24 protein-coding genes, 1 pseudogene and 1 other annotated feature are annotated in these 24,191 nt (G+C 42.7%); of the genes and pseudogenes, 19 read left to right on the forward strand and 6 right to left on the reverse strand.

All coding sequences use genetic code 11. The annotated features are described in order from the left end of the window. Positions 1–119: 119 nt before the first annotated feature. From AXK38_02410 to AXK38_02425, 4 genes and pseudogenes are all read left to right on the forward strand, one after another. Positions 120–848 (forward strand): glycine/betaine ABC transporter ATP-binding protein, encoded by a 729-nt coding sequence (locus tag AXK38_02410; GenBank protein AMH88173.1) that lies wholly within the window; start codon positions 120–122, stop codon positions 846–848. After that, entirely contained in the window at positions 841–2,361 is a 1,521-nt protein-coding gene (locus AXK38_02415) for a glycine/betaine ABC transporter permease (protein AMH88174.1), read from the forward strand. Before AXK38_02410 ends, AXK38_02415 begins: the two co-directional genes overlap by 8 nt. A 331-nt stretch (positions 2,362–2,692) precedes the next feature. Further along, positions 2,693–3,499, forward strand: a complete 807-nt coding sequence (locus AXK38_02420; GenBank protein AMH88175.1) for a nicotinamide mononucleotide transporter PnuC — start codon at positions 2,693–2,695, stop codon at positions 3,497–3,499. Between the two features lie 76 nt (positions 3,500–3,575). Next, positions 3,576–3,789, forward strand: a pseudogene (locus tag AXK38_02425) (hypothetical protein). A gap of 29 nt (positions 3,790–3,818) precedes the next feature. Here the strand turns inward: AXK38_02425 and AXK38_02430 are convergent. Continuing rightward, on the reverse strand, positions 3,819–4,355 hold the full coding sequence (locus tag AXK38_02430) for a TetR family transcriptional regulator (protein AMH88176.1): 537 nt from the start codon (positions 4,353–4,355) through the stop codon (positions 3,819–3,821). Between the two features lie 132 nt (positions 4,356–4,487). Between AXK38_02430 and AXK38_02435 the strand changes: the two genes are divergently transcribed. The 3 genes from AXK38_02435 to AXK38_02445 all read left to right on the forward strand — a co-directional run bounded on the left by AXK38_02435 (position 4,488) and on the right by AXK38_02445 (position 7,014). Next, on the forward strand, positions 4,488–5,378 hold the full coding sequence (locus tag AXK38_02435; protein ID AMH88177.1) for a cation transporter: 891 nt from the start codon (positions 4,488–4,490) through the stop codon (positions 5,376–5,378). A gap of 244 nt (positions 5,379–5,622) precedes the next feature. Beyond that, the gene (locus AXK38_02440) at positions 5,623–5,976 is read left to right on the forward strand and encodes a MerR family transcriptional regulator (protein ID AMH88178.1); all 354 of its coding nucleotides are present in this window, start codon (positions 5,623–5,625) and stop codon (positions 5,974–5,976) included. Further along, positions 5,977–7,014, forward strand: a complete 1,038-nt coding sequence (locus AXK38_02445) for a Zn-dependent alcohol dehydrogenase (protein AMH88179.1) — start codon at positions 5,977–5,979, stop codon at positions 7,012–7,014. It abuts the gene before it with no gap. Between the two features lie 67 nt (positions 7,015–7,081). Here the strand turns inward: AXK38_02445 and AXK38_02450 are convergent, their stop codons facing one another. Beyond that, positions 7,082–8,083 carry a LacI family transcriptional regulator gene (locus tag AXK38_02450; protein AMH88180.1) on the reverse strand — a complete coding sequence of 334 codons (1,002 nt, stop codon included), beginning with the start codon at positions 8,081–8,083 and terminating at the stop codon, positions 7,082–7,084. Positions 8,084–8,247: 164 nt separating this feature from the next. On the opposite strand from AXK38_02450, the gene AXK38_02455 reads away from it, so the two are divergent. The 4 genes from AXK38_02455 to AXK38_02470 all read left to right on the forward strand — a co-directional run bounded on the left by AXK38_02455 (position 8,248) and on the right by AXK38_02470 (position 12,055). Further along, complete coding sequence (locus AXK38_02455) at positions 8,248–9,426, forward strand: galactokinase (GenBank protein AMH88181.1); 1,179 nt, start codon at positions 8,248–8,250, stop codon at positions 9,424–9,426. 11 nt (positions 9,427–9,437) lie between these two features. Further along, positions 9,438–10,097, forward strand: coding sequence for a carbohydrate phosphatase (locus tag AXK38_02460; GenBank protein AMH88182.1), 660 nt, complete (start codon positions 9,438–9,440; stop codon positions 10,095–10,097). Then, positions 10,094–11,581, forward strand: a complete 1,488-nt coding sequence (locus AXK38_02465) for a galactose-1-phosphate uridylyltransferase (GenBank protein ID AMH88183.1) — start codon at positions 10,094–10,096, stop codon at positions 11,579–11,581. The genes AXK38_02460 and AXK38_02465 overlap by 4 nt, the downstream gene beginning before the upstream one ends. 69 nt (positions 11,582–11,650) lie before the next feature. Next, positions 11,651–12,055 carry a thioesterase gene (locus AXK38_02470; protein AMH88184.1) on the forward strand — a complete coding sequence of 135 codons (405 nt, stop codon included), beginning with the start codon at positions 11,651–11,653 and terminating at the stop codon, positions 12,053–12,055. A 32-nt stretch (positions 12,056–12,087) separates the two neighbouring features. On the opposite strand, the gene AXK38_02475 is transcribed toward AXK38_02470, so the two are convergent. From AXK38_02475 to AXK38_02490, 4 genes are all read right to left on the reverse strand, one after another. Next, positions 12,088–13,350: a xanthine permease gene (locus AXK38_02475; GenBank protein ID AMH88185.1), complete on the reverse strand. Its 1,263-nt coding sequence runs from the start codon at positions 13,348–13,350 to the stop codon at positions 12,088–12,090. After that, the gene (locus tag AXK38_02480; protein ID AMH88186.1) at positions 13,350–13,931 is read right to left on the reverse strand and encodes a xanthine phosphoribosyltransferase; all 582 of its coding nucleotides are present in this window, start codon (positions 13,929–13,931) and stop codon (positions 13,350–13,352) included. Before AXK38_02480 ends, AXK38_02475 begins: the two co-directional genes overlap by 1 nt. Before the next feature lie 121 nt (positions 13,932–14,052). Further along, positions 14,053–14,148: a binding site (purine riboswitch), on the reverse strand. 217 nt (positions 14,149–14,365) lie between these two features. After that, positions 14,366–14,752: a glyoxalase gene (locus AXK38_02485; GenBank protein AMH88187.1), complete on the reverse strand. Its 387-nt coding sequence runs from the start codon at positions 14,750–14,752 to the stop codon at positions 14,366–14,368. An 11-nt stretch (positions 14,753–14,763) separates the two neighbouring features. Next, the gene (locus AXK38_02490; protein ID AMH88188.1) at positions 14,764–15,591 is read right to left on the reverse strand and encodes an exodeoxyribonuclease; all 828 of its coding nucleotides are present in this window, start codon (positions 15,589–15,591) and stop codon (positions 14,764–14,766) included. Positions 15,592–15,724: 133 nt separating this feature from the next. Here AXK38_02490 and AXK38_02495 point away from each other — a divergent pair, with 133 nt between their 5' ends. The 8 genes from AXK38_02495 (at position 15,725) to AXK38_02530 (ending at position 24,108) form a co-directional block, all read left to right on the forward strand. Continuing rightward, positions 15,725–16,180 carry a hypothetical protein gene (locus AXK38_02495; protein ID AMH88189.1) on the forward strand — a complete coding sequence of 152 codons (456 nt, stop codon included), beginning with the start codon at positions 15,725–15,727 and terminating at the stop codon, positions 16,178–16,180. Continuing rightward, positions 16,177–16,812, forward strand: a complete 636-nt coding sequence (locus tag AXK38_02500; GenBank protein AMH88190.1) for a hypothetical protein — start codon at positions 16,177–16,179, stop codon at positions 16,810–16,812. Before AXK38_02495 ends, AXK38_02500 begins: the two co-directional genes overlap by 4 nt. A 54-nt stretch (positions 16,813–16,866) precedes the next feature. After that, on the forward strand, positions 16,867–18,612 hold the full coding sequence (locus tag AXK38_02505; protein ID AMH88191.1) for a multidrug ABC transporter ATP-binding protein: 1,746 nt from the start codon (positions 16,867–16,869) through the stop codon (positions 18,610–18,612). After that, the gene (locus AXK38_02510; protein AMH88192.1) at positions 18,602–20,344 is read left to right on the forward strand and encodes a multidrug ABC transporter ATP-binding protein; all 1,743 of its coding nucleotides are present in this window, start codon (positions 18,602–18,604) and stop codon (positions 20,342–20,344) included. Before AXK38_02505 ends, AXK38_02510 begins: the two co-directional genes overlap by 11 nt. A gap of 130 nt (positions 20,345–20,474) precedes the next feature. After that, a complete protein-coding gene (locus AXK38_02515; GenBank protein ID AMH88193.1) occupies positions 20,475–21,167 on the forward strand; it encodes a glycosyl transferase in 693 nt (230 codons plus the stop codon). 42 nt (positions 21,168–21,209) lie between these two features. Further along, the gene (locus AXK38_02520; protein ID AMH88194.1) at positions 21,210–22,439 is read left to right on the forward strand and encodes a capsular biosynthesis protein; all 1,230 of its coding nucleotides are present in this window, start codon (positions 21,210–21,212) and stop codon (positions 22,437–22,439) included. Positions 22,440–22,770: 331 nt separating this feature from the next. Then, entirely contained in the window at positions 22,771–23,949 is a 1,179-nt protein-coding gene (locus AXK38_02525) for a tryptophan synthase subunit beta (protein ID AMH88195.1), read from the forward strand. Between the two features lie 3 nt (positions 23,950–23,952). Next, complete coding sequence (locus AXK38_02530; GenBank protein AMH88196.1) at positions 23,953–24,108, forward strand: hypothetical protein; 156 nt, start codon at positions 23,953–23,955, stop codon at positions 24,106–24,108. Positions 24,109–24,191 lie beyond the last annotated feature (83 nt).

Raw genomic sequence — 24,191 nt, forward strand, 5'->3', positions numbered from 1 at the left:
CAGTACGATATCTTCCGTCTAGAAAACGGGAAAATTGTGGAGCATTGGGACAATAAGGAAGTCATGCCTAAGGTAGAAGACTTGACCAATCGAGGGAAGTTTTAAATTGAGGATACAGAATGATTGAATACAAAAATGTGGCGCTACGCTACACAGAAAAAGATGTCTTGAGAGATGTTAATTTACGGATTGAGAATGGAGAGTTTATGGTTTTAGTTGGTCCATCTGGCTCAGGTAAGACGACCATGATCAAGATGATTAATCGTCTTTTGGAACCAACTGATGGAAATATTTATATGGATGGCAAGCGCATTAAAGATTATGATGAGCGTGAACTTCGTCTTTCTACTGGTTATGTTTTACAGGCCATTGCTCTCTTTCCAAATCTAACGGTCGCGGAAAATATTGCACTGATTCCTGAGATGAAAGGATGGACTAAGGAAGAAATTGCTCAGAAAACAGAAGAGCTTTTGGCTAAGGTTGGCTTGCCAGTAGCTGAGTATGGGCATCGTTTGCCTAGTGAATTATCTGGTGGAGAACAGCAACGGATCGGTATTGTTCGTGCTATGATTGGTCAGCCTAAGATTCTCCTCATGGATGAACCTTTTTCAGCCTTGGATGCTATTTCGAGAAAACAGTTGCAGGTTCTGACTAAAGAATTGCATAAAGAGTTTGGGATGACAACTATTTTTGTAACCCATGATACGGATGAAGCCTTGAAGTTGGCGGACCGTATTGCAGTTTTGCAGGATGGAGAAATTCGCCAGGTGGCGAATCCCGAGACTATTTTAAAAGCTCCTGCCACAGAATTTGTAGCAGACTTGTTTGGAGGTAGTGTTCATGACTAATTTAATTGCAACTTTTCAGGATCGTTTTAGTGATTGGTTGACAGCTCTATCTCAACATTTGCAGTTGTCACTTTTGACCTTGTTACTAGCTATTTTTATCGCGATTCCCTTGGCTGTTTATCTTCGCTATCATGAGAAATTGGCTGACTGGGTCTTGCAGATTGCAGGGATTTTCCAGACCATCCCGTCTCTGGCCTTGTTGGGACTCTTTATCCCCTTGATGGGAATTGGAACCTTACCAGCTTTGACAGCTCTAGTGATTTATGCGATTTTTCCGATTTTGCAAAATACCATCACTGGGCTAAAGGGAATTGATCCGAGTCTGCAAGAGGCTGGGATTGCCTTTGGGATGACTAGGTGGGAGCGTCTCAAGAAGTTTGAAATTCCACTTGCTATGCCTGTTATGATGTCTGGGATTCGGACGGCAGCGGTCTTAATTATCGGTACGGCAACCTTGGCTGCCTTGATTGGGGCAGGGGGACTGGGTTCCTTTATCCTTTTGGGAATTGACCGTAATAATGCCAGTCTGATTTTGATTGGGGCCCTTTCTTCTGCAGTGCTTGCTATTGCCTTTAACTTCCTACTAAAAGTGATGGAAAAAGCAAAATTGCGGACGATTTTTTCTGGTTTTGCCTTGGTTACCATATTACTTGGTCTATCTTATAGTCCAGCTCTTTTGGCTCAAAAAGAGAAAGAGAACTTGATCATTGCTGGTAAATTGGGACCGGAACCAGAAATTTTGGCCAATATGTATAAGTTGCTGATTGAAGAAAACACCAGTATGACTGCGACTGTTAAACCGAATTTTGGGAAAACAAGCTTTCTTTATGAAGCTTTGAAAAAAGGCGATATTGACATCTATCCTGAATTTACTGGTACGGTGACTGAAAGTTTGCTTCAGCCATCACCTAAAGTGAGTCATGAGCCAGAGCAGGTTTATCAGGTGGCGCGTGATGGTATTGCCAAACAGGATCATCTAGCCTATCTCAAACCTATGTCTTATCAAAATACCTACGCTGTAGCTGTTCCGAAAAAGATTGCTCAAGAATATGGCTTGAAGACCATTTCGGACTTGAAAAAAGTGGAAGGGCAGCTGAAGGCAGGTTTTACACTCGAATTTAATGACCGTGAAGATGGCAATAAGGGCTTGCAATCAATGTACGGTCTCAAGCTTAATGTGGCGACCATGGAGCCAGCCCTTCGCTATCAGGCTATTCAGTCAGGCGATATTCAAATCACGGACGCCTATTCAACCGATGCAGAGTTGGCGCGTTATGATTTGCAGGTCTTGGAAGATGACAAGCAACTCTTCCCACCTTATCAAGGGGCTCCACTGATGAAAGAAGCTCTTCTCAAAAAACATCCAGAGTTGGAAACTGTTCTTAATAAATTAGCTGGTAAGATTACAGAAAGCCAGATGAGCCAGCTCAACTACCAAGTCGGTGTTGAAGGCAAGTCAGCAGAACAAGTAGCCAAGGAGTTTCTACAAGAACAAGGTTTGTTGAAGAAATAGTTTGAAAATGTCAAACTCAACTTTGTTAAACGACCATATAGAAGAATGCTCAGACAATGTTGTCTGGGCTTTTTTGATATTAGAGTTTCAAAATGTCTTTCAAAATGGAAAATAAGAGAAAATTTTCAGGAATTTGCAAATTTTACTGTAAAGACACTTGACTATTCACAAAATAGGTGTATAATGTGTTGTGAACTACTTAACAAATAAGGATTTTCAGCTCATGTCGACTAAGGTTGGGAATCTTGTGTATAGACAGTTCATTATCTAATAGAGCGTTGCGTCCGAAAGTCTATCCAGACACGGCTCTTTAAAAACAAAAGGAGAAATGATGCATACTTATTTGCAAAAGAAAATTGAGAATATCAAAACAACCCTAGGTGAAATGTCAGGTGGTTACCGTCGTATGGTTACGGCGATGGCTGATTTAGGATTTTCAGGAACTATGAAGGCTATCTGGGATGACCTTTTTGCCCATCGCAGTTTTGCCCAGTGGTTGTATTTGCTGGTTTTAGGAAGTTTTCCTCTCTGGCTGGAATTGATTTATGAACACCGTATTGTTGACTGGATTGGGATGATTTGTAGTCTGACAGGGATTATCTGTGTTATCTTTGTGTCGGAAGGTCGAGCAAGCAATTATCTTTTTGGCTTGATTAACTCTGTTATCTACCTTATTTTGGCTCTGCAGAAAGGCTTTTATGGTGAGGTGTTGACGACCCTTTACTTCACGGTCATGCAGCCGATTGGACTTCTAGTTTGGATTTATCAAGCTCAGTTCAAGAAAGAAAAGCAGGAGTTTGTCGCGCGTAAGCTGGATGGCAAGGGTTGGACCAAGTATCTTTCCATTAGTGTTCTTTGGTGGTTGGTCTTTGGATTCATTTATCAGTCTATTGGTGCCAATCGCCCCTATCGTGATTCAATCACAGATGCGACCAATGGGGTAGGACAAATTCTCATGACAGCTGTTTACCGTGAACAATGGATATTTTGGGCAGCTACTAATGTCTTTTCAATCTATCTCTGGTGGGGAGAAAGCCTGCAAATTCAAGGAAAATATCTGATTTACCTGATTAATAGTTTAGTTGGTTGGTACCAGTGGAGCAAGGCAGCTAAGCAGAATACTGACTTACCTAACTAGGAAAAGATGTTTGAAAGTGCTGTTTTGAGTTTTCGGTTAAAACAGATAGAGTTGATAATCAAGGATTTTATACTCAATGAAAATCAATGAGCAAACTAGGAAACTAGCCGCAGGTTGATCAAAGCACTGCTTTGAGGTTGTAGATAAGACTGACGAAGTCAGTTACATATATCTACGGCAAGGCGACGTTGACGTGGTTTGAAGAGATTTTCGAAGAGTATTATATTATGAAAAAGAGGATCAGTTGGTCCTCTTTTATTGTTAAAAAAATGAAAAACTCAGTAGCCTAGGTATAAGGCAACTGAGCTCTACTCTGTATTCAATTTTTAGTAATGAGAAGGTCTAGATAAAACCGGACAACTTCTTGTTCTGTGAAGTTTTGCCCTTTTTTGAGCCACCAGGTCAATGTCTCGATAAAGTTGGTTACAACTAAGTGTTGGAGATAAGAAGTAGGCAGATCTGGGTGAGCTTTTTTCAAATCATCAGCCAGCATGGGATAGACGTGGTGCTCCAGCTCTCTCTGGAGTTGACGGAGGAAGTAGTCATTTTTGGAGAATAGAAGACTGGTGATATGGTCTTGATTTTTCTGAAAATGCAGAAAGAGGTGGGCGAGGTAATCTTCGGTTGAAATAGATTGCTCTCTTTCAAAGAGGTGATGGAAGAGGTAGCGACAGAGCTGGTCTAGAAGCAGCTCCTTGCTCTCATAGTGGCAGTAAAATGTGGAGCGGCCCACATCTGCGAGATCAATGATAGCCTGAACAGTAGTAGCCTCGTAACCTTTAGCATTCAAAAGTTGTAGAAAAGCTTGATAGATGGCTTTTTTTGTTTTACTGATACGGCGGTCAATCTTAGTCATATGGACACTTGAGGCAAATTGTTCAGAACTGAATAAAGCTGACGCTTTGCTTCTATCCTTTCTTTAAGTTTTAGTGGATAATGATAATGAACAAGGTGTTCATGAATCTATTATAACAAAGGAATGAGAAATATGAAGGCAAAATATGCTGTTTGGCTAGCTTTTTTCTTAAATGTGACTTATGCCATTGTCGAGTTTATCGCTGGTGGATTATTTGGGTCTAGTGCAGTTCTTGCTGACTCTGTGCATGACTTGGGAGATGCGATTGCAATTGGAATATCAGCTTTTCTAGAAACCATCTCTAATCGTGAAGAAGACAATCAGTACACCTTGGGCTATAAGCGGTTTAGTCTGCTAGGAGCCTTGGTGACAGCGATAATACTCATGACAGGATCTGTTCTAGTCATTTTGGAAAATGTCACGAAGATTTTAAATCCTCAACCAGTCAATGATGAGGGGATTCTCTGGTTAGGAATTATTGCGATTACTATCAATGTGTTAGCGAGTCTAGTGGTTAGTAAGGGAAAGACAAAGAATGAGTCTATTCTGAGTCTGCATTTTCTGGAAGATACCCTAGGGTGGCTGGCTGTCATCCTAATGGCCATTGTTCTTCGATTTACGGACTGGTATATCCTAGATCCACTTTTGTCCCTTGTCATTTCTTTCTTTATTCTTTCAAAAGCTCTTCCACGTTTTTGGTCTACGCTCAAGATTTTCTTGGATGCTGTGCCAGAAGGTATTGATATCAAGCAAGTAAAGAGTGGCTTAGAGCAATTGGACAATGTGACCAGCCTTAACCAGCTTAATCTCTGGACTATGGATGGTTTGGAAAAAAATGCCATTGTCCATCTTTGTATGAAAAAAATGGAATATATGGAAACTTGTAAAGAATCTATTCGAATTTTCCTCAAAGATTGTGGTTTCCAAAATATTACCATTGAGATGGATGCAGACCTAGAAACTCATCAAGAACATAAGCGAAAGGTGTGTGACTTGGAGCGGAATCATGAGCATCATCATTAGAAAAAAATGAAAAATACTTGGGTACTATCTTATTTGGAATAGAGTAATTTCTTTATTATTTAGATATTTTAAAAGATTGGTAAGTTAAGAGTATTGTATAAACTCCATTACATGATTGATAATTATAAAAAATTTTTCGATTAGATACAAAATGCTTGACTTGGAGTCAACTCAAAGTTATATAATAAGATAAGTGAGTTAGAATAGCTTAAACTCAGTGAATAAAATGATAGGAGGTAAGCGTATGAATATTAAATCTGCCAGCGACTTATTGGGAATTTCAGCGGATACGATTCGGTATTATGAACGGGTTGGTCTTGTGCCACCGATTACTAGAACCGCAACTGGAATTCGTGATTTTCAAGATCAGGATATTGAGGCACTGGAATTTATTAAGTGTTTTCGTTCGGCGGGTGTCTCTGTGGACAGTTTAGTTGACTATATGTCGCTCTACCAAAAGGGGGATGAAACGAGAGAGGAAAGGCTTGGTATTTTAGAAGACGAAAAGAAAAAATTAGAGGAGCGCTTGTCTCAGTTACAGACGGCTTTAAATCGCTTAAATCTCAAAATTAAACTTTACAAGGAAGGAAAATTTTAAATGAAATCAGCAGTATATACAAAGGCGGGTCAGGTTGGACTTGCTACAATTGAACGTCCGCAAATTATAGAAGCAGATGATGCTATTATCCGCATTGTCCGTACTTGTGTTTGTGGTTCAGACCTCTGGAGTTACCGTAATCCCGAAATCGAAGAAGGACATAGAAATAGCGGTCATGAGGCAATCGGGATTGTCGAAGAAGTTGGTGAGAACGTTACTACAGTAAAAGCAGGTGACTTTGTCATTGCACCTTTCACACATGGTTGTGGTCAGTGTGATGCCTGCCGTGCTGGTTTTGATGGCTCGTGTGATAATCATCCAGGAAATAACTGGTCGGGTGGTGTTCAGGCTGAGTATATCCGTTTCCACTATGCAAACTGGGCGCTGGTTAAAATCCCTGGTCAACCTTCAGATTATAGCGAAGGCATGCTCAAGTCACTTTTGACACTTGCTGATGTCATGCCGACAGGCTATCATGCAGCGCGTGTTGCTAATGTGCAAAAAGGGGACAAGGTCGTCGTTATCGGGGATGGGGCTGTTGGTCAATGTGCTGTTATCGCGGCTAAGATGCGTGGTGCTTCACAAATTATTCTTATGAGCCGTCATGAAGATCGTCAAAAGATGGCTCTGGAGTCAGGTGCGACAGCTGTTGTAGCTGAACGTGGTCAAGAAGGAATTGCCAAGGTGCGTGAGATTCTAGGTGGTGGTGCAGATGCAGCTCTGGAATGTGTTGGAACAGGAGCAGCGGTTGATCAAGCTCTCGGTGTTCTCCATAATGGAGGCCGTTTGGGCTTTGTTGGTGTGCCGCACTATGAAAATCGTGCCATTGGCTCAACATTTGGACAAAATACAATAATCGGTGGTGGACCAGCTTCAGTCACAACTTACGACAAACAAGTATTACTAAAAGCCGTTCTTGATGGAGACATCAATCCAGGTCGTGTCTTTACTTCAAGTTATAAACTGGAAGATATTAATCAAGCCTATAAAGATATGGATGAACGCAAGACCATTAAGTCTATGATTGTGATGGATTAAAAAAGAAAATCCTAATGGAGATGTGAGATTCTCTATTAGGATTTTTTGTCATGTTTAATTTGTGGAGTTATGGCAGAGTGCTTTCTCTCAAAGTCAGTCTGGTTCCTAGCATGGTCAGGCTAGGAATTTTGCGACCGTGGAGAACTTCCTTGTTAAGAATATCCATCCCTGCTCGGCCCATTTCCTCAGTATAGACCGTGATGCTGGAGAGGGGAGGATAGACCTGCTTGGTCAGGCTGGTGTCGTTAAAGGAAATAAGGCTGACGCGGTCTGGCAGGCTAATTCCAGCTTCTTGGAGTGCTCGGAGAGCACCGATAGCTAAACTATCGCTGGCAGCGAAAAAGGCTGGTGGGAGCTGATCTCCCAAGTTCTGAATGGCCTCTTTCATTAAGTCATAGCCAGACTGGGCAGTAAAGCTTCCTTGAAAGACCAGTTCTTCATGGTAGATTCCTTTTGATTGGGTAATGTCTTTGAAATTTTCCAGCCGTTTATCTTCAATGATTTCTTCTTGATCCGTTGTTTCCTCAAGGCCTGTTAGAATCCCGATACGATTCATCCCTTGGCTGAGGAAATAATCGACAACCTGTTTCATGGCAGTGTAAAAATCCGTGATAATGCAGGTGTGTCCAAGAGAAAGGGTATCGCTGTCTAGAAATACAAGAGGTTTTTGGTATTCTTCAAAGGCAGAGATTTGTGATCGGCTGAACTTTCCGATGCAGAGAATCCCAATCACTTCCTCACTCAGTGTAAAAGGATGGTCATTAAAATAGCGCAAGATATCATAGTCCAGTTCTTGGGCTCTTTTTTCGATGCCTAGGCGAATCTGGTAGTAGTAGAGGTCGTCCAGCTCCCCTTGTTCGCTGACCCATTGGATAATGGCAATCTTTTGCTTGGGCTTGTGGGATTCCCCTGTCTTGAGGTGCTTGGTATAGCCTAGCTCTTCAGCAACAGTTAAAATACGGTGTCTGGTTTCTTCTGTGACAGATAGGCTCTGGTCGCGGTTGAGGACACGGGATACGGTCGCGATAGAGACAGAGGCTAGCTGTGCAATGTCTTTTAAGGTAGCCATAAATCCTCCTTCTTTTAGGTTAGTATATCATATTTTTCTGCTTTTTACTGATAGTTTAGTAAAAGTTTAGTAAAAAGGATTGACCTTGGGAAATCCCTTGGATACAATAGAAGAAAACGATTACACGTTAAGATAACTTAACGGACAGTCAAAGGAGAATTCATATGACACAACATCTTACTGCTGAAGCTCTTCGTAAAGACTTTCTTGCTGTTTTTGGTCAAGAAGCAGACCAAATTTTCTTTTCACCAGGACGTATCAACTTGATTGGTGAGCACACAGACTACAACGGTGGGCACGTTTTTCCAGCTGCTATTTCCTTGGGAACTTACGGTGCAGCTCGCAAGCGTGACGACCAAGTCTTGCGTTTCTACTCAGCTAACTTTGAGGACAAGGGTATCATCGAAGTGCCTCTTGCTGACCTCAAGTTTGAAAAGGAGCATAGCTGGACCAACTATCCAAAAGGAGTTCTTCATTTCTTGCAAGAAGCTGGACATGTGATTGACAAAGGGTTTGATTTTTATGTTTATGGAAATATCCCAAATGGTGCTGGCTTGTCTTCATCAGCATCCTTGGAACTCTTGACAGGGGTCGTGGCAGAGCATCTCTTTGATTTAAAACTAGACCGTTTGGATTTGGTTAAAATAGGAAAACAAACGGAAAACAACTTTATCGGAGTCAACTCTGGTATCATGGACCAATTTGCTATCGGTATGGGTGCTGACCAACGTGCCATTTATCTAGATACCAATACCTTAGAATACGACTTGGTGCCGCTTGACTTGAAGGACAATGTTGTTGTTATCATGAACACCAACAAACGCCGTGAACTGGCGGACTCTAAATACAATGAACGCCGTGCTGAATGTGAAAAGGCAGTGGAAGAACTTCAAGTGGCCTTGGATATCCAGACTTTAGGCGAATTGGATGAGTGGGCCTTTGACCAATACAGCTACCTGATCAAAGACGCAAATCGTTTGAAACGTGCTCGCCACGCAGTTCTTGAAAACCAACGTACTCTTAAAGCGCAAGCAGCACTTCAAGCGGGAGATTTGGAAAAATTTGGTCGTTTGATGAATGCGTCTCACGTTTCTTTGGAACATGACTACGAAGTGACTGGTTTGGAATTGGATACCCTTGTTCATACAGCTTGGGCTCAAGAAGGTGTTCTTGGTGCTCGTATGACAGGAGCAGGTTTTGGTGGTTGTGCTATTGCCTTGGTTCAAAAAGATGCGGTTGAAAACTTTAAAGAAGCTGTTGGCAAACACTATGAAGAAATCGTTGGCTATGCTCCAAGCTTCTATATCGCTGAAGTTGCAGGTGGTACTCGCGTTTTAGACTAGGAAAGAAGTAAATGGAAGCTGTAATATTTGATTTAGACGGCTTATTAGCTGATACTGAGATCATTTCTCTAAAAGTTTATCAAGAATTGCTTGAAGATTTTGGAATTCCTTTCACAGAAGAAACATATTCTAGAGAATACAGTGGACATAGGGAAGAGGAGAATGTTCAACGATTTTTGGATACCTATGATTTACCTTGGAACTTTTACCAAACCTTGGAAAAAGTTTATGAACTGGAAGCTCAAATTTTAGCCAAAGGTGTAAATTTAAAAAAAGGTGCTAAAAATTTGCTTGTTTTTTTGCAAAGAGAAGGTATTCCAATCGCTTTAGCAACTTCAAGTGTTGAATCTAGAGCTAGAATGATTTTGGATAGTAATGGTATACTGTCCCTATTTGACCATCTAGTTTTTGCAAAAGATGTAAAGCGAAGCAAACCTTACCCTGATATATTTTTAAAGGCCTGTAGTGATTTGAATGTTTTACCAGAGAATTGCTTAGTGCTGGAGGATAGTGAAGCAGGGATTGAAGCAGCCTATAGAGCTGGAATACCAGTTATTTGTATTCCAGACTTAAAAATGCCAGCACAGTCTTTCTTAAATAAAACAGAACAAGTTTTTCAGGATTTAGATGCTGTCAGAGACTATTTAGAAAGTAAGAAGGAGAATCAATGAGTCAGGGAGTTCTAGATGCATTTATCACGGAAGTCATTGCAGGAAGTTTATTTGAGGAAATGGATCGAATCTACCTGACCAATCGTGTTTTGGCACGAGTGGGAGAAGGTGTTTTGGAGGTTGAGACTGATCTGGATAAATTGATTGACCTCAAGGACCAGCTGATTGAGGAGGCCGTTCGATTAGAGACGATTGAGGATAGTCAGACTGCGCGTGAAATCCTTGGTGCAGAATTGATGGACTTGGTGACCCCTTGTCCGAGTCAGGTTAATCGTGATTTCTGGGAGACCTATGCCCAATCTCCTGAGCAGGCGATAGCGGATTTTTACCAACTCAGCCAGAAAAATGACTACATTAAACTCAAGGCCATTGCTAAGAATATTGCTTACCGTGTTCCATCTGATTACGGAGAACTTGAGATTACCATCAATCTCTCTAAGCCTGAAAAGGATCCAAAGGAGATTGCGGCAGCCAAGTTGGTGCAAGCTAGCCATTATCCCCAGTGTCAGCTTTGTATAGAGAACGAGGGCTACCACGGTCGGGTCAACCATCCAGCTCGCAGCAATCACCGCATTATCCGTTTTGAAATGGCTGGTCAGGAGTGGGGCTTCCAGTATTCGCCCTATGCTTATTTTAATGAGCACTGTATTTTCTTAGACGGTCAGCATCGTCCCATGGCCATTAGTCGTCAGAGTTTTGAGCGTCTGCTGGCTATCGTAGAGCAGTTTCCAGGATATTTTGCTGGATCTAATGCTGACCTGCCAATCGTGGGGGGGTCTATTCTCACCCATGACCACTATCAGGGAGGTCGTCACGTATTCCCTATGGAATTGGCTCCTCTGCAAAAGACTTTCTGTTTTGCTGGATTTGAGCAGGTCAAGGCTGGAATTGTCAAGTGGCCCATGTCAGTGTTGCGTTTGACTTCGGATTCCAAAGAGGATTTGATTAACTTGGCTGATAAGATTTTGCAGGAATGGCGTCAGTATTCAGATCCAAGTGTGCAAGTCTTGGCAGAAAGTAACAGAACACCACACCATACCATTACACCGATTGCCCGTAAACGCGATGGACTGTTTGAGTTGGACTTGGTCTTGCGAGACAATCAGACATCGCTAGAGCATCCTGACGGCATCTATCATCCCCACAAGGATGTCCAACATATCAAGAAGGAAAATATCGGCTTGATTGAGGTCATGGGCTTGGCTATTTTGCCACCTCGCTTGAAAGAAGAAGTGGAGCAAGTCGCCAGCTATCTTGTTGGAGAAGGGGATACAGTTGCGACTTATCATCAGGAATGGGCAGACCAGCTCAAAGTAAAATATCCAGACCTAGCGGATAAAGAAAAAGCCCTTGAAATCGTCAAAGACTCTGTAGGCGCTATCTTTGCGCGTGTTCTGGAGGACGCAGGAGTTTACAAGCAAACGGAACAAGGGCAGACAGCCTTTATGCGCTTTGTGGGACAGGTCGGAATTTTGTCAGACTAGGAGCTTTCTCCTTGCACAGTCCTATAAAAAGTAGTATCATAGTGTCGTTTGAAATATCAGGAGGAAACGATGAAAGATTTTCATTTTGACGCTATATCTGCCTTTGAAAATTACGAAATTGAACAAATGAGAGATGGTCACGTTGTGGTGACGACCAAAGTAGTGGACTCGTCGCTCAACTACTATGGCAATGCCCATGGAGGCTATCTCTTTACCCTTTGTGACCAAATCAGTGGTTTAGTGGTTATCTCGCTGGGGCTTGATGGGGTGACACTCCAATCCTCTATCAACTACCTCAAGGCAGGAAAACTTGACGATGTGCTGACTATTAAAGGAGAATGTGTCCATCAAGGTCGCACAACCTGTGTGGTGGATGTGGATATCACCAATCAAGAAGGCAGAAATGTCTGCAAGGCAACCTTCACCATGTTTGTCACAGGTCAGCGGTCAGAAGACAGACAGGTGAGGATATAGATAAACAAAAAAGAGGTTCACACCTCTTTTTCTTATTTCTTTTTATGATTTAATACGGCATTGAGGACAATGGCGAGTAGGCTGGCTACGACGATTCCGTTTGAGAAGAACATTTGGAAGGCTGTCGGCATGCTGACAAAGAGATTACTGTTGTTGAGTCCGACACCTGCAGCGATGGATACAGCTGCGATAAGGAAGTTGTGTTCATTGTTAGCAAAGTCAACGCGGGCGAGGATTTGCATCCCTTGAATAGATACAAAACCAAACATCACCAGCATAGCACCACCAAGGACAGGGCTCGGAATGATTTGGGCAAGGGCGCCAAACTTAGGAAGGAGTCCAAGGAGAACCAGGAAACCAGCTGCATAGTAGATTGGCAGGCGTTTCTTGATACCTGATAATTTAACCAGACCAACGTTTTGTGAAAATCCTGTGTAAGGGAAGGTGTTAAAGATTCCTCCGAGAAGTACAGCTAAACCTTCTGCACGGTAACCGTTACGCAGGCGCGTGCTATCGATTGGATCTTTCGTGATATCAGACAAGGCCAGATAAACACCAGTCGACTCAACCATAGAAACCGTTGCGATGATACACATCATGACAATAGATGAGATTTCAAAAGTTGGCATCCCAAAGTAGAGTGGGGTTGGGACATGGACAAGAGGTGCTGCCGCAACAGGAGAGAAGTCTACCAAGCCCATAGTAGCAGCGATGGCAGTTCCAACAACCAGTCCAATCAAAATGGAGATAGACTTGATAAATCCTTTGGTAAAGATGTTAATCAAGAGGATAATCAGAACAGTGATTGCTGCAAGTAAGAGACTTTGACCAGTTGGCTCTGGAACGTTATTTCCCATATTTCCAATAGCGACAGGAATCAAGGTTAAACCAATCGTGGTAATAACAGATCCAGTTACGATAGATGGGAAGAGATTGGCTACTTTTGAGAAGATGCCTGAAACAAGAACTACGTAAATCCCTGATGCGATAAGGGCACCAAACATAGCACCACTACCATGGCTTTGACCAATCATAATCAAGGGAGCTACCGACTGGAAGGCAACTCCAAGAACGACTGGGAGTCCAATCCCAAAGTATTTGTTGAGTTGGAGTTGGAGGAAGGTTGCCACCCCACACATGAAGATATCTGTGGAAATCAGATAGGTCAACTGCTCAGCTGAATAGCCAAGGGCTGTTGCAATCATGATGGGAACCAGGATAGATCCTGAGTACATGGCTAGTAAGTGCTGCAAGCCAAGAATGGCTGCTTGCGAGTGTTTTTCTTGAGTTTGCATTAGAGATCTGCCTCCTTAAATACGACCTGACCATTTTCAAAACGATCCAAGCGAGCGAGTGATAGGACAGGGTAGCCTGCTTTTTCAAGCAAATCCCGACCATCTTGGAAGGATTTTTCAATCACAATACCGATAGCTTCGACTGTGGCACCGGCTTGTTCGATGATTTGAATCAAGCCTTTAGCCGCTTGGCCATTAGCAAGGAAATCGTCGATAATCAAAACCTTGTCCTCTGGTGAGAGGAATTTTCCAGCGATAGAAACGGTGCTGGTCACTTGCTTGGTAAAGGAGTAAACTTCGGCAGTTAAGATGCCTTCATTCATGGTGATGTTTTTAGCTTTCTTTGCGAAAATCATGGGAACGTTTAAGGCTTCGGCAGTAAAAACGGCTGGGGCAATGCCTGACGCTTCAATGGTTACGACCTTGGTAATGCCAGCAGTAGCGAATTTTTCCGCAAAAACCTTACCAATCTCTCGCATCAAGCTAAAGTCAACTTGGTGAGTTAAAAAGGAATCCACCTTGAGAATGTTATCACCCAAGATACGCCCATCCTTGAGAATGCGCTCTTCTAATAATTTCATAAGACCTCCTAAAGTCTAAAAGCCAATCCATTTGCTTGTTTAGAGTTTCTAGCAAGAAATAGAAAAAGGACCTACTTAATCTCTAAGCAAGTCCCAAAATAGGCATGGCCCAAAGACCATCCCCTCAAGCCGACTTACTTATTGTTAGGTGTTCCGGCACCTTGTAGAAACGTCGTGCCAATTCACGACATAAACAAGTAAAACGATATTCAATTTTAAATAGGCTTGTGTCAATGTTTTTATTTTACACTAAATAACTTTAGAAATCAAATATTTTGTTAGTATTTGGATATAAAAAACGAATAAATTGAAGAAAAATGGACAAATTATCAATTATAGGCTAACCTTTAGAAGGTTTTTTCATCATAAAAGACATATTATCAAGATTCTTCAAAATCTGACAATATGCCTTTTTCTGATTTGAAAGATTTTTTCTATTCGCTAAATCTTAAAAAATAGCCATCTGGATCCAAAACTGCAAATTCGTGAGGGTAAATAAAGTTATCTCCCACTCGAAATTCTCTTTTGGTCAGCGGACGATGGATAGGATAGTTAGCTTCCAGCAGTTTTTGGTGGAGCTGAGGGACATCTTCAATGCCAAAGGAAATATTGACACCGCGCCCGAAAGGATAGGTTAGTTGGGCTAATTCTTCTGTACTGCCTTCTTCTAGCATAAGTTGGCAGTCTTCAAGCGAGAGGAAGAGAAATTTCTCCTCTGGACGCTCGTATTCGACAGAAAATCCCAGCAAGTAGCAGTAGAAGTGGCGTGACTGTTCGAGGTCAGATACTACAAATTCAGGAATGGCAGCTTGATAGTCCATTAGCTTTCTCCTTAGAGCTCAATTTCCAAGACAATGGGTGTGTGGTCTTGGCGAGCACCTGAGTCAATCATATCAGACTTAGTTACTTTGTCAGCGATGCGGTTACTTGTGAGCCAGTAGTCGATTCTCCAGCCTGTATTGTTGATTTTAGAAGTCTTGCTACGTTGTGCCCACCAAGTGTAGCGTTCTGGAACATCGCCATGAACATGACGGAAGGTGTCGGTAAATCCAGTTGCCAAAAGGTTGGTAAATCCAGCACGTTCCTCGTCGGTAAATCCAGGTGAACGGCGGTTGCTGGCAGGATTTGCAAGGTCGATTTCATTGTGGGCTACGTTGTAGTCGCCAGTCGCAAGAACTGGTTTTTCTTTGTCTAGTTTAGCTAAATACTCAGCATATTTGACATCCCAGACTTGGCGTTCTTCCAAACGTTTAAGGCTATCACCAGCGTTTGGCGTGTATACTTGGGTTACGAAAAATTCATCAAATTCCAAGGTGATGATGCGGCCTTCCAAGTCCATGGTAGAAGGAGCACCGATTTCTGGAAAAGTGACAGTTGGTGTGAGTTCTTTCTTATAGAGGAACATAGTACCAGCATAGCCTTTACGGGCAGGCTCTTGGGAAGAGCGCCACGTGTTTTCGTAGCCTGGGAAGAGCTCTTCTAAAATTTCCAAGTGTTTCTTTGTAGGCCCTTTGGCAGAAAGCTTGGTTTCTTGGATAGCAATAATATCAGCATTTTCAGCGACCAAGGTTTGTAGGACTTCTTGGGACAATTTGGCACGAGCTGAGTCACTAGTTAGGGCTGCATTGAGGGAATCAATATTCCATGAGATAAGTTTCATAAAGTTACCTTTTTCATTCAGATTATAGACTTTATTATACCAAAAAAAGGTCTATTTCCCCAACGTATGGCTTGAAAAATCACTCTCTTTCGTTTATAATTAAGAATGATTTTATGAAAGGGAGTGAAAATAAATGAAATTTTACTCATATGACTATGTGCTTAGCCAAATCAGTCAACAAAATGGAATCATGATTGGCTTTGGAATTGTTCTCCTAGCTATCACAGGATTTTTTGCCTTTAAGGCCTATCGAGATAAAAAGGGGACTAAGTTTCGGGAATTGGTCATGATTTTGGCCTTGACCTTAGTGGCCATGCTTTTAGTGACAATTTCAAAATACCAGACCAATCAAGCCTCTAACAATCAATTTCAAACCTCCCTTCATTTCATAGAGGTTGTTTCCAAAGACTTGGGAGTGGATAAATCAGAAGTCTATGTCAATACTTCTGCAGCCACTGATGGAGCGCTTGTCAAGGTAGGTTCAAATGTCTATCGTGCCATGAACGGGAGCCAACCAGACAAGTATCTTTTAGAGAAATTAGAATTGCATCAAACAGATGCTATTGAATTGGTGGAGGTAAACAAATGACACTCAATTATATGGAAATTTTAATCAAACTGGCCTTGGGGCTCTTCTCGCTTGTTTTTGTTATCAATGTGACAGGAAAGGGGAACCTAGCACCTAACTCTGCGACAGACCAAATTCAGAACTATGTTCTCGGTGGTATCATCGGTGGGGTGATTTACAATAGTTCTATCAGTATTCTCCAGTATGCAGTGATTTTGATGATGTGGACGATTTTGGTCTTGACCCTCAAGTGGCTCAATAACAATGTTCGTTTTGTGAAACGCTTGATTGATGGTAAACCGACTCTGCTCATCAAAAATGGGCAGATTGACCCAGAAGCCTGTCGTTCAGTTGGTTTGTCTGCGGCAGATGTTGCTCTCAAACTTCGTAGCCAAGGAATTTTCCAGATGAAGCAAGTTAAACGAGCTGTGCAGGAGCAAAATGGCCAACTCATCGTGGTCCAAATGGGAGATGAAAATCCTAAGTATCCAGTTGTGACTGACGGTGTGATCCAAGTAGATGTTTTGGAATCGATTGGTCGTAGCGAAGAGTGGCTGCTTGATAACCTCAACAAGCAAGGACATGACAATGTAGCTAATATCTTTATCGCTGAGTATGACAAGGGTGCCGTTACAGTCGTAACCTATGAATAAGAAAAACCTGGGGTCTTGGCCTCAGGTTTCTATTTGCAATCAGAAAGGGATTTTATGTCCATTATTCAAAAACTTTGGTGGTTTTTCAAGTTAGAAAAACGCCGTTATCTAGTCGGGATTGTGGCCTTGGTCTTGGTTTCCGTCCTCAATCTCATTCCCCCTATGGTTATGGGGCGGGTCATTGATGCCATCACATCGGAGCAATTAACCCAGCAGGACCTTCTTCTTGACCTATTTTACTTGCTACTTGCGGCCTTTGGGATGTACTATCTGCGCTATGTTTGGCGTATGTATATTCTTGGGACCTCTTATCGCTTGGGACAGATTATGCGTTCTCGCTTGTTTGAGCATTTCACAAAAATGTCTCCAGCCTTTTATCAGACCTATCGGACGGGGGACCTGATGGCGCATGCCACCAACGATATCAATGCCTTGACCCGTCTAGCAGGCGGCGGTGTTATGTCTGCAGTGGATGCCTCTATCACGGCTTTAGTGACCTTGCTGACCATGCTCTTTAGCATCTCATGGCAAATGACCTTGATTTCCATTCTGCCCCTGCCTTTCATGGCTTATGCGACCAGTCGTTTGGGAAGAAAGACCCACAAGGCTTTTGGTGAATCCCAAGCTGCTTTTTCTGAACTCAATAACAAGGTACAGGAGTCTGTATCAGGTATTAAAGTGACCAAGTCTTTCGGTTATCAGGCGGAAGAATTGAAGTCTTTTCAGACAGTCAATGAATTGACCTTCCAAAAGAACCTGCAAACCATGAAATACGATAGTCTCTTTGACCCTATGGTTCTCTTATTTGTTGGTTCCTCCTATGTTTTAACGCTTTTGGTAGGCTCCTTGATGGTTCAGAAAGGGCAGATTACGGTTGGTAATCTAGTTACCTTTATCAGCTACTTGGATATGCTGGTTTGGCCTCTTATGGCTATTGGTTTCCTCTTTAATATTACTCAGCGAGGGAAGGTTTCTTACCAGCGAATTGAGGATCTTTTGTCTCAGCAATCACCTGTACAAGACCCTGAGTTTCCTTTAGATGGCGTTGAAAATGGGCGCTTGGAGTACAATATTGATAGTTTTGCCTTTGAAGATGAGGAAACATTGACGGATATCCACTTTAGTTTGGAAAAAGGGCAAACATTGGGCTTGGTCGGGCAGACAGGCTCTGGGAAAACATCCTTGATCAAACTTCTATTACGTGAATACGATGTGGACAAGGGAGCCATTTATCTAAATGATCACGATATTCGTGACTATCGTTTGACAGACCTTCGTAGCCTTATGGGCTATGTCCCTCAGGACCAGTTTCTCTTTGCGACCTCGATTTTAGACAATATCCGATTTGGCAATCCTAATTTGTCGCTCTCAGCAGTCGAGGAAGCGACTAAGCTAGCCCAAGTTTACCAAGATATTGTAGCCATGCCACAGGGATTTGATACGTTGATTGGTGAAAAAGGAGTCAGTCTTTCTGGTGGTCAAAAGCAGCGTCTAGCCATGAGTCGGGCGATGATTTTAGACCCTGATATCTTGATTTTGGATGATTCCTTATCCGCTGTGGATGCTAAGACAGAGTATGCGATTATCGACAACCTCAAGGAGACGCGGAAGGACAAGACAACCATTATTACAGCTCATCGCCTCAGTGCGGTAGTCCATGCAGATTTGATTTTGGTTCTGCAAAATGGCCAAATCATCGAACGGGGCAGGCATGAAGAACTGCTAGCCCTGGATGGCTGGTATGCCCAAACCTACCAGTCTCAGCAGCTGGAAATGAAAGGAGAAGAAGATGCGGAATAAGAAAGAACAATGGGTTGTATTGAAGCGCTTGATGTCCTATCTCAAGCCTTACGGCCTCCTGACCTTTTTGGCACTCAGTTTTCTCCTAGCGACGACGGTCATTAAAAGTGTCATTCCCCTTGTCGCTTCCCACTTTATTGACCAGTATCTCAGCAATCTCAACCAACTCGCTGTGACCGTTTTATTGGTCTACTATGGCCTTTATATCCTTCAAACTCTAGTTCAGTATGTCGGCAATCTTCTCTTTGCGCGGGTGTCTTACAGTATTGTTAGGGATATTCGTCGAGATGCCTTTGCCAATATGGAGAAGCTGGGCATGTCTTATTTTGACAAGACGCCAGCAGGCTCCATCGTCTCTCGTTTGACCAATGATACTGAGACTATCAGTGATATGTTTTCGGGGATTTTATCTAGCTTTATCTCAGCAGTTTTTATCTTTCTAACAACCCTTTATACTATGTTGGTGTTGGATTTTCGTTTGACAGCTTTAGTCCTGCTCTTTCTTCCCTTGATTTTCCTTCTGGTCAATCTCTATCGGAAAAAGTCAGTGAAAATCATCGAAAAAACCAGAAGTCTCTTATCAGATATCAATAGTAAGCTGGCAGAGAATATCGAAGGAATCAGAATTATCCAGGCATTTAATCAAGAGAAGCGCCTGCAGGCAGAATTTGATGAGATCAACCAAGAACACTTGGTCTACGCCAACCGATCTGTAGCCTTGGATGCCCTCTTTTTGCGTCCTGCCATGAGTTTGCTGAAACTTTTAGGTTATGCCGTTTTGATGGCCTACTTTGGTTACCGTGGCCTTTCTATCGGGATAACGGCAGGAACCATGTATGCCTTTATCCAGTACATCAATCGTCTCTTTGATCCTCTGATTGAGGTGACTCAAAATTTTTCAACCCTTCAAACATCTATGGTGTCTGCGGGCCGTGTCTTTGCCTTGATCGACGAGAGGACTTATGAGCCTCTTCAAGAAAATGGACAGACCGAGATCAAAGAAGGCAATATCCGTTTTGAACATGTATGTTTCTCTTATGATGGCAAACATCCGATTTTGGATGATATTTCTTTCTCTGTTAACAAGGGTGAAACCATTGCTTTTGTGGGTCATACAGGTTCAGGGAAATCATCTATTATCAATGTCCTCATGCGTTTTTATGAATTCCAGTCAGGGCGAGTTCTCTTGGATGATGTGGATATTAGGGACTACAGTCAGGAAGAACTGAGAAAAAACATTGGTCTGGTCTTGCAGGAGCCCTTCCTCTATCATGGAACCGTCAAGTCCAATATCGCCATGTACCAAGAAATCAGTGATGAGGAGGTTCAGGCTGTAGCTGCTTTTGTCGATGCAGATTCCTTTATTCAAGACCTTCCGCAGGGGTATGACTCCCCTGTTTCCGAACGTGGTTCGAGCTTCTCTACTGGTCAGCGTCAGCTTCTAGCCTTTGCTAGAACAGTTGCTAGTCAGCCTAAAATCTTGATTTTGGATGAAGCGACAGCCAATATTGACTCTGAAACAGAAAGTCTGGTTCAAGCTTCTCTGGCTAAGATGAGACAGGGGCGGACAACCATTGCCATCGCCCACCGCCTTTCTACTATCCAAGACGCCAACTGTATCTACGTTTTGGATAAGGGGCGCATTATTGAGAGTGGAACCCATGAGGAACTCTTGGATCTTGGAGGAACCTATCACAAGATGTATAGTTTGCAGGCGGGTGCCATGTCTTAATATTCTTTGATTCTCCTTGATCATAAGAAGGAAATCCTTCAAATTACAGATTTCTTTCACCGCCTTTTCCATTTTGTGGTATAATGAAAAATGTTGACAAATAGTATAATAAAAACAAAGGAGAAACAGCATGCTGAAATGGGAAGACTTGCCCGTGGAAATGAAATCAAGCGAGGTTGAGTCTTACTACCAGCTTGTCTCTAAAAGGAAGGGTTCGCTGATTTTCAAGCGTTGCTTGGACTGGGTTCTAGCCTTGGTCTTACTAGTTCTGACCTCTCCCATCTTTCTCATTTTGAGCATTTGGATTAAGTTGGATAGCAAGGGGCCAGTGATTTACAAGCAAGAGCGCGTGACCCAGTATAACCGTCGGTTCAAGATTTGGAAGTTCCGTACCATGGTAACGGATGCGGATAAAAAAGGAAGTCTGGTGACTTCAGCTAATGATAGTCGCATTACCAAAGTGGGGAATTTCATCCGCCGTGTCCGTTTGGATGAACTGCCTCAGCTGGTCAATGTCCTTAAAGGTGAGATGTCCTTTGTCGGTACACGACCTGAAGTTCCGCGCTATACAGAGCAGTATAGTCCTGAAATGATGGCGACCTTGCTCTTGCCAGCAGGAATTACCTCTCCAGCCAGCATCAACTATAAGGATGAGGATACTATCATCAGTCAAATGACCGAAAAAGGACTGTCAGTTGACCAAGCCTATGTTGAACATGTCCTCCCTGAAAAGATGCGCTATAACCTTGCCTATCTCCGAGAGTTTAGTTTCCTTGGAGACATCAAAATCATGTTTCAAACCGTGTTTGAAGTGCTAAAATAAAGTAGTCATGAGAAAATGAGTACAGATAAAAGGAGCAAATCAATGCCAAATTACAATATTCCATTTTCACCACCCGATATTACGGAAGCAGAAATTGCTGAAGTAGCTGATACCCTGCGTTCTGGTTGGATCACAACAGGTCCTAAGACAAAAGAACTAGAGCGTCGCTTGTCGCAATACACACAGACACCTAAGACTGTCTGTCTCAACTCTGCGACTGCCGCGCTTGAGTTGATTTTGCGTGTGCTTGAAGTGGGACCTGGTGATGAAGTCATCGTTCCAGCTATGACCTATACAGCTTCATGTAGTGTCATCACTCACGTAGGAGCAACCCCTGTCATGGTGGATATCCAAGCAGATACGTTTGAGATGGATTATGATCTGCTGGAGCAAGCAATCACTGAAAAGACAAAGGTGATCATCCCAGTAGAGCTTGCAGGGATTGTTTGTGACTATGACCGTTTGTTCCAAGTTGTGGAAAACAAACGTGACTTGTTTGTTGCTTCAAGCAAGTGGCAAAAAGCCTTTAACCGTATTGTGATTGTTTCTGATAGTGCCCACGCTTTGGGATCAACTTATAAGGGACAACCTGCTGGTTCTATCGCTGACTTCACTTCTTTCTCATTCCATGCTGTTAAGAACTTTACAACGGCAGAAGGTGGAAGTGCGACTTGGAAAGCCAATCCAGCGATTGATGACGAAGAGATGTACAAAGAATTCCAAATTCTTTCCCTTCACGGACAAACTAAGGATGCTCTTGCCAAGATGCAACTGGGTTCTTGGGAATACGATATCGTCACACCAGCCTACAAGTGCAATATGACCGATATCATGGCTTCCCTTGGTTTGGTACAATTGGACCGCTATCCAAGTTTGTTGCAACGTCGTAAGGACATCGTGGACCGCTATGATCGTGGTTTTGCAGGTTCTCGTATCCATCCATTGGCACATGAGACTGAAACTGTCGAATCTTCACGCCACCTCTACATCACCCATGTAGAAGGAGCAAGTTTAGAAGAGCGCAACCTCATCATCCAAGAATTGGCCAAAGCAGGAATTGCAAGTAATGTCCACTACAAACCACTTCCGCTCTTGACAGCTTATAAGAATCTTGGCTTTGATATGGCGAATTATCCTAAGGCCTATGCCTTCTTTGAAAATGAAATTACCCTCCCTCTTCACACTAAATTAAGCGATGAAGAAGTGGACTATATCATTGAGACTTTCAAAACAGTTTCTGAAAAAGTGCTAACTTTATCAAAAAAATCTTAAAAAAGTCTTGACAAAGAAAAAACAAAGTATTAAAATAAGTTCAACAAATCAGAAAAGTAACTATTTTTGATCTTCAGGGAGCCTGTGGTGATTGTGAACAGGTGGTTGGAAGTAGTGAAAGTGGGCTGATTTTAAAAATGAATTTGAAACAATGAAAATTCGGTGCGCACACCTTATAGTGCAACTTGTTGTTAGACAAGGCAGAGATGTAAAGGAGATAGTTCCTTTATAATTGAGGTGGCACCGCGTTACTAACGCCCTCACATGGAAGTATATTCTGTGTGTGGGCTTTTTTCATATCTTGAAATCAATACTGAAAGAGGAAAATTTTATGACAACTAAAGGTTATTTTGGACAATTTGGTGGTAGTTTCGTACCGGAGCCGATTCAGGCTTTGTTGGATGAGTTGGAAGTGACATTTGAAAAGTACAAAGATGATCCAGGGTTTTTGGCAGAATTTCGTCATTACTTAAAGGACTATTCAGGTCGCGAAACACCGCTCTATTTTGCAGAAAGTTTGACAGAGCACCTAGGTGGAGCTAAGATTTATCTCAAACGTGAAGACCTTAACCACCTTGGTTCTCACAAACTCAACAACGTTTTAGGACAAATTCTTTTGGCCAAACGTATGGGCAAAAAACGAGTAATCGCAGAAACAGGAGCTGGTCAGCACGGTGTTGCGACAGCAGCGGCTGCAGCCAAGTTTGGTATGGCCTGTGATGTCTACATGGGAGCAGAGGATGTGGAACGTCAACGTCTCAATGTTTTCCGTATGGAGATGATGGGAGCAACTGTTCACGCAGTTGAAACAGGGACTCGTACCCTCAAAGATGCTGTTGATGCAGCCTTTGGAGCATGGATGAATGACCTTGAAGCCTTCTATGTTCTGGGATCTGCTGTGGGTCCTCACCCATATCCAACCATTGTCCACGAGTTCCAAAAGGTCATCAGTGAAGAATCACGCCGTCAAATCTTAGAAAAAGAAGGACGCTTACCAGACTACGTTATTGCCTGTGTAGGTGGTGGCTCTAATGCCATCGGTGCTTTTTCACAGTATGTTGCTGATGAAGAAGTTAAATTGGTTGGGGTCGAAGCTGCTGGTCATGGACTTGACACAGACAAGCACGCAGCTACTATGACAAAAGGTAGTATCGGAATTGTTGATGGTATGAAGACCTATGCAGTCTTTAAGGAAGATGGAGAACTAGCTCCAGTTTACTCTATCTCAGCTGGATTGGACTATCCAGGGGTTGGCCCAGAACACGCCTACTTCAAAGATTCAGGTCGCGTAGAATATGTTGCAGCGACGGATGAAGAAGCTGTTCAGGCTCTCCTCCTTCTCAGCAAGACTGAAGGAATTATCCCGGCGATTGAAAGTTCGCACGCTATCGCAGAAGCAGTTAAACGTGCACCGAAACTAAGTAAAGACGACATTATCATCATCAATGTCTCTGGTCGTGGAGACAAGGATGTAGCTGCAATTGCGGACTACCTAGAAGCTAAAAAATAATAGATGGAAAAATTACAGTCTTTTCTCTCACAGAGAGCTTGTGGTTGCTGGAAACAAGCAGAGAAAGCTGTAAGGTTGGGGCCATCTGAAACGAGAGAAGAAAACATAATTCTCAAGGGAGTGCCCTTTATCGCACAACCTGTTACAGAATCTTTCTAAGACAGGAATGAGAGATAGGAGAAATCCTATAATTGAGGTGGCACCGCGAATTTCGTCCTCACGCAAGTTATTTTGCGTGGGGA

The organism is Streptococcus mitis (assembly GCA_001560895.1).
GTDB classification, from domain to species: Bacteria; Bacillota; Bacilli; order Lactobacillales; family Streptococcaceae; genus Streptococcus; species Streptococcus mitis_Q.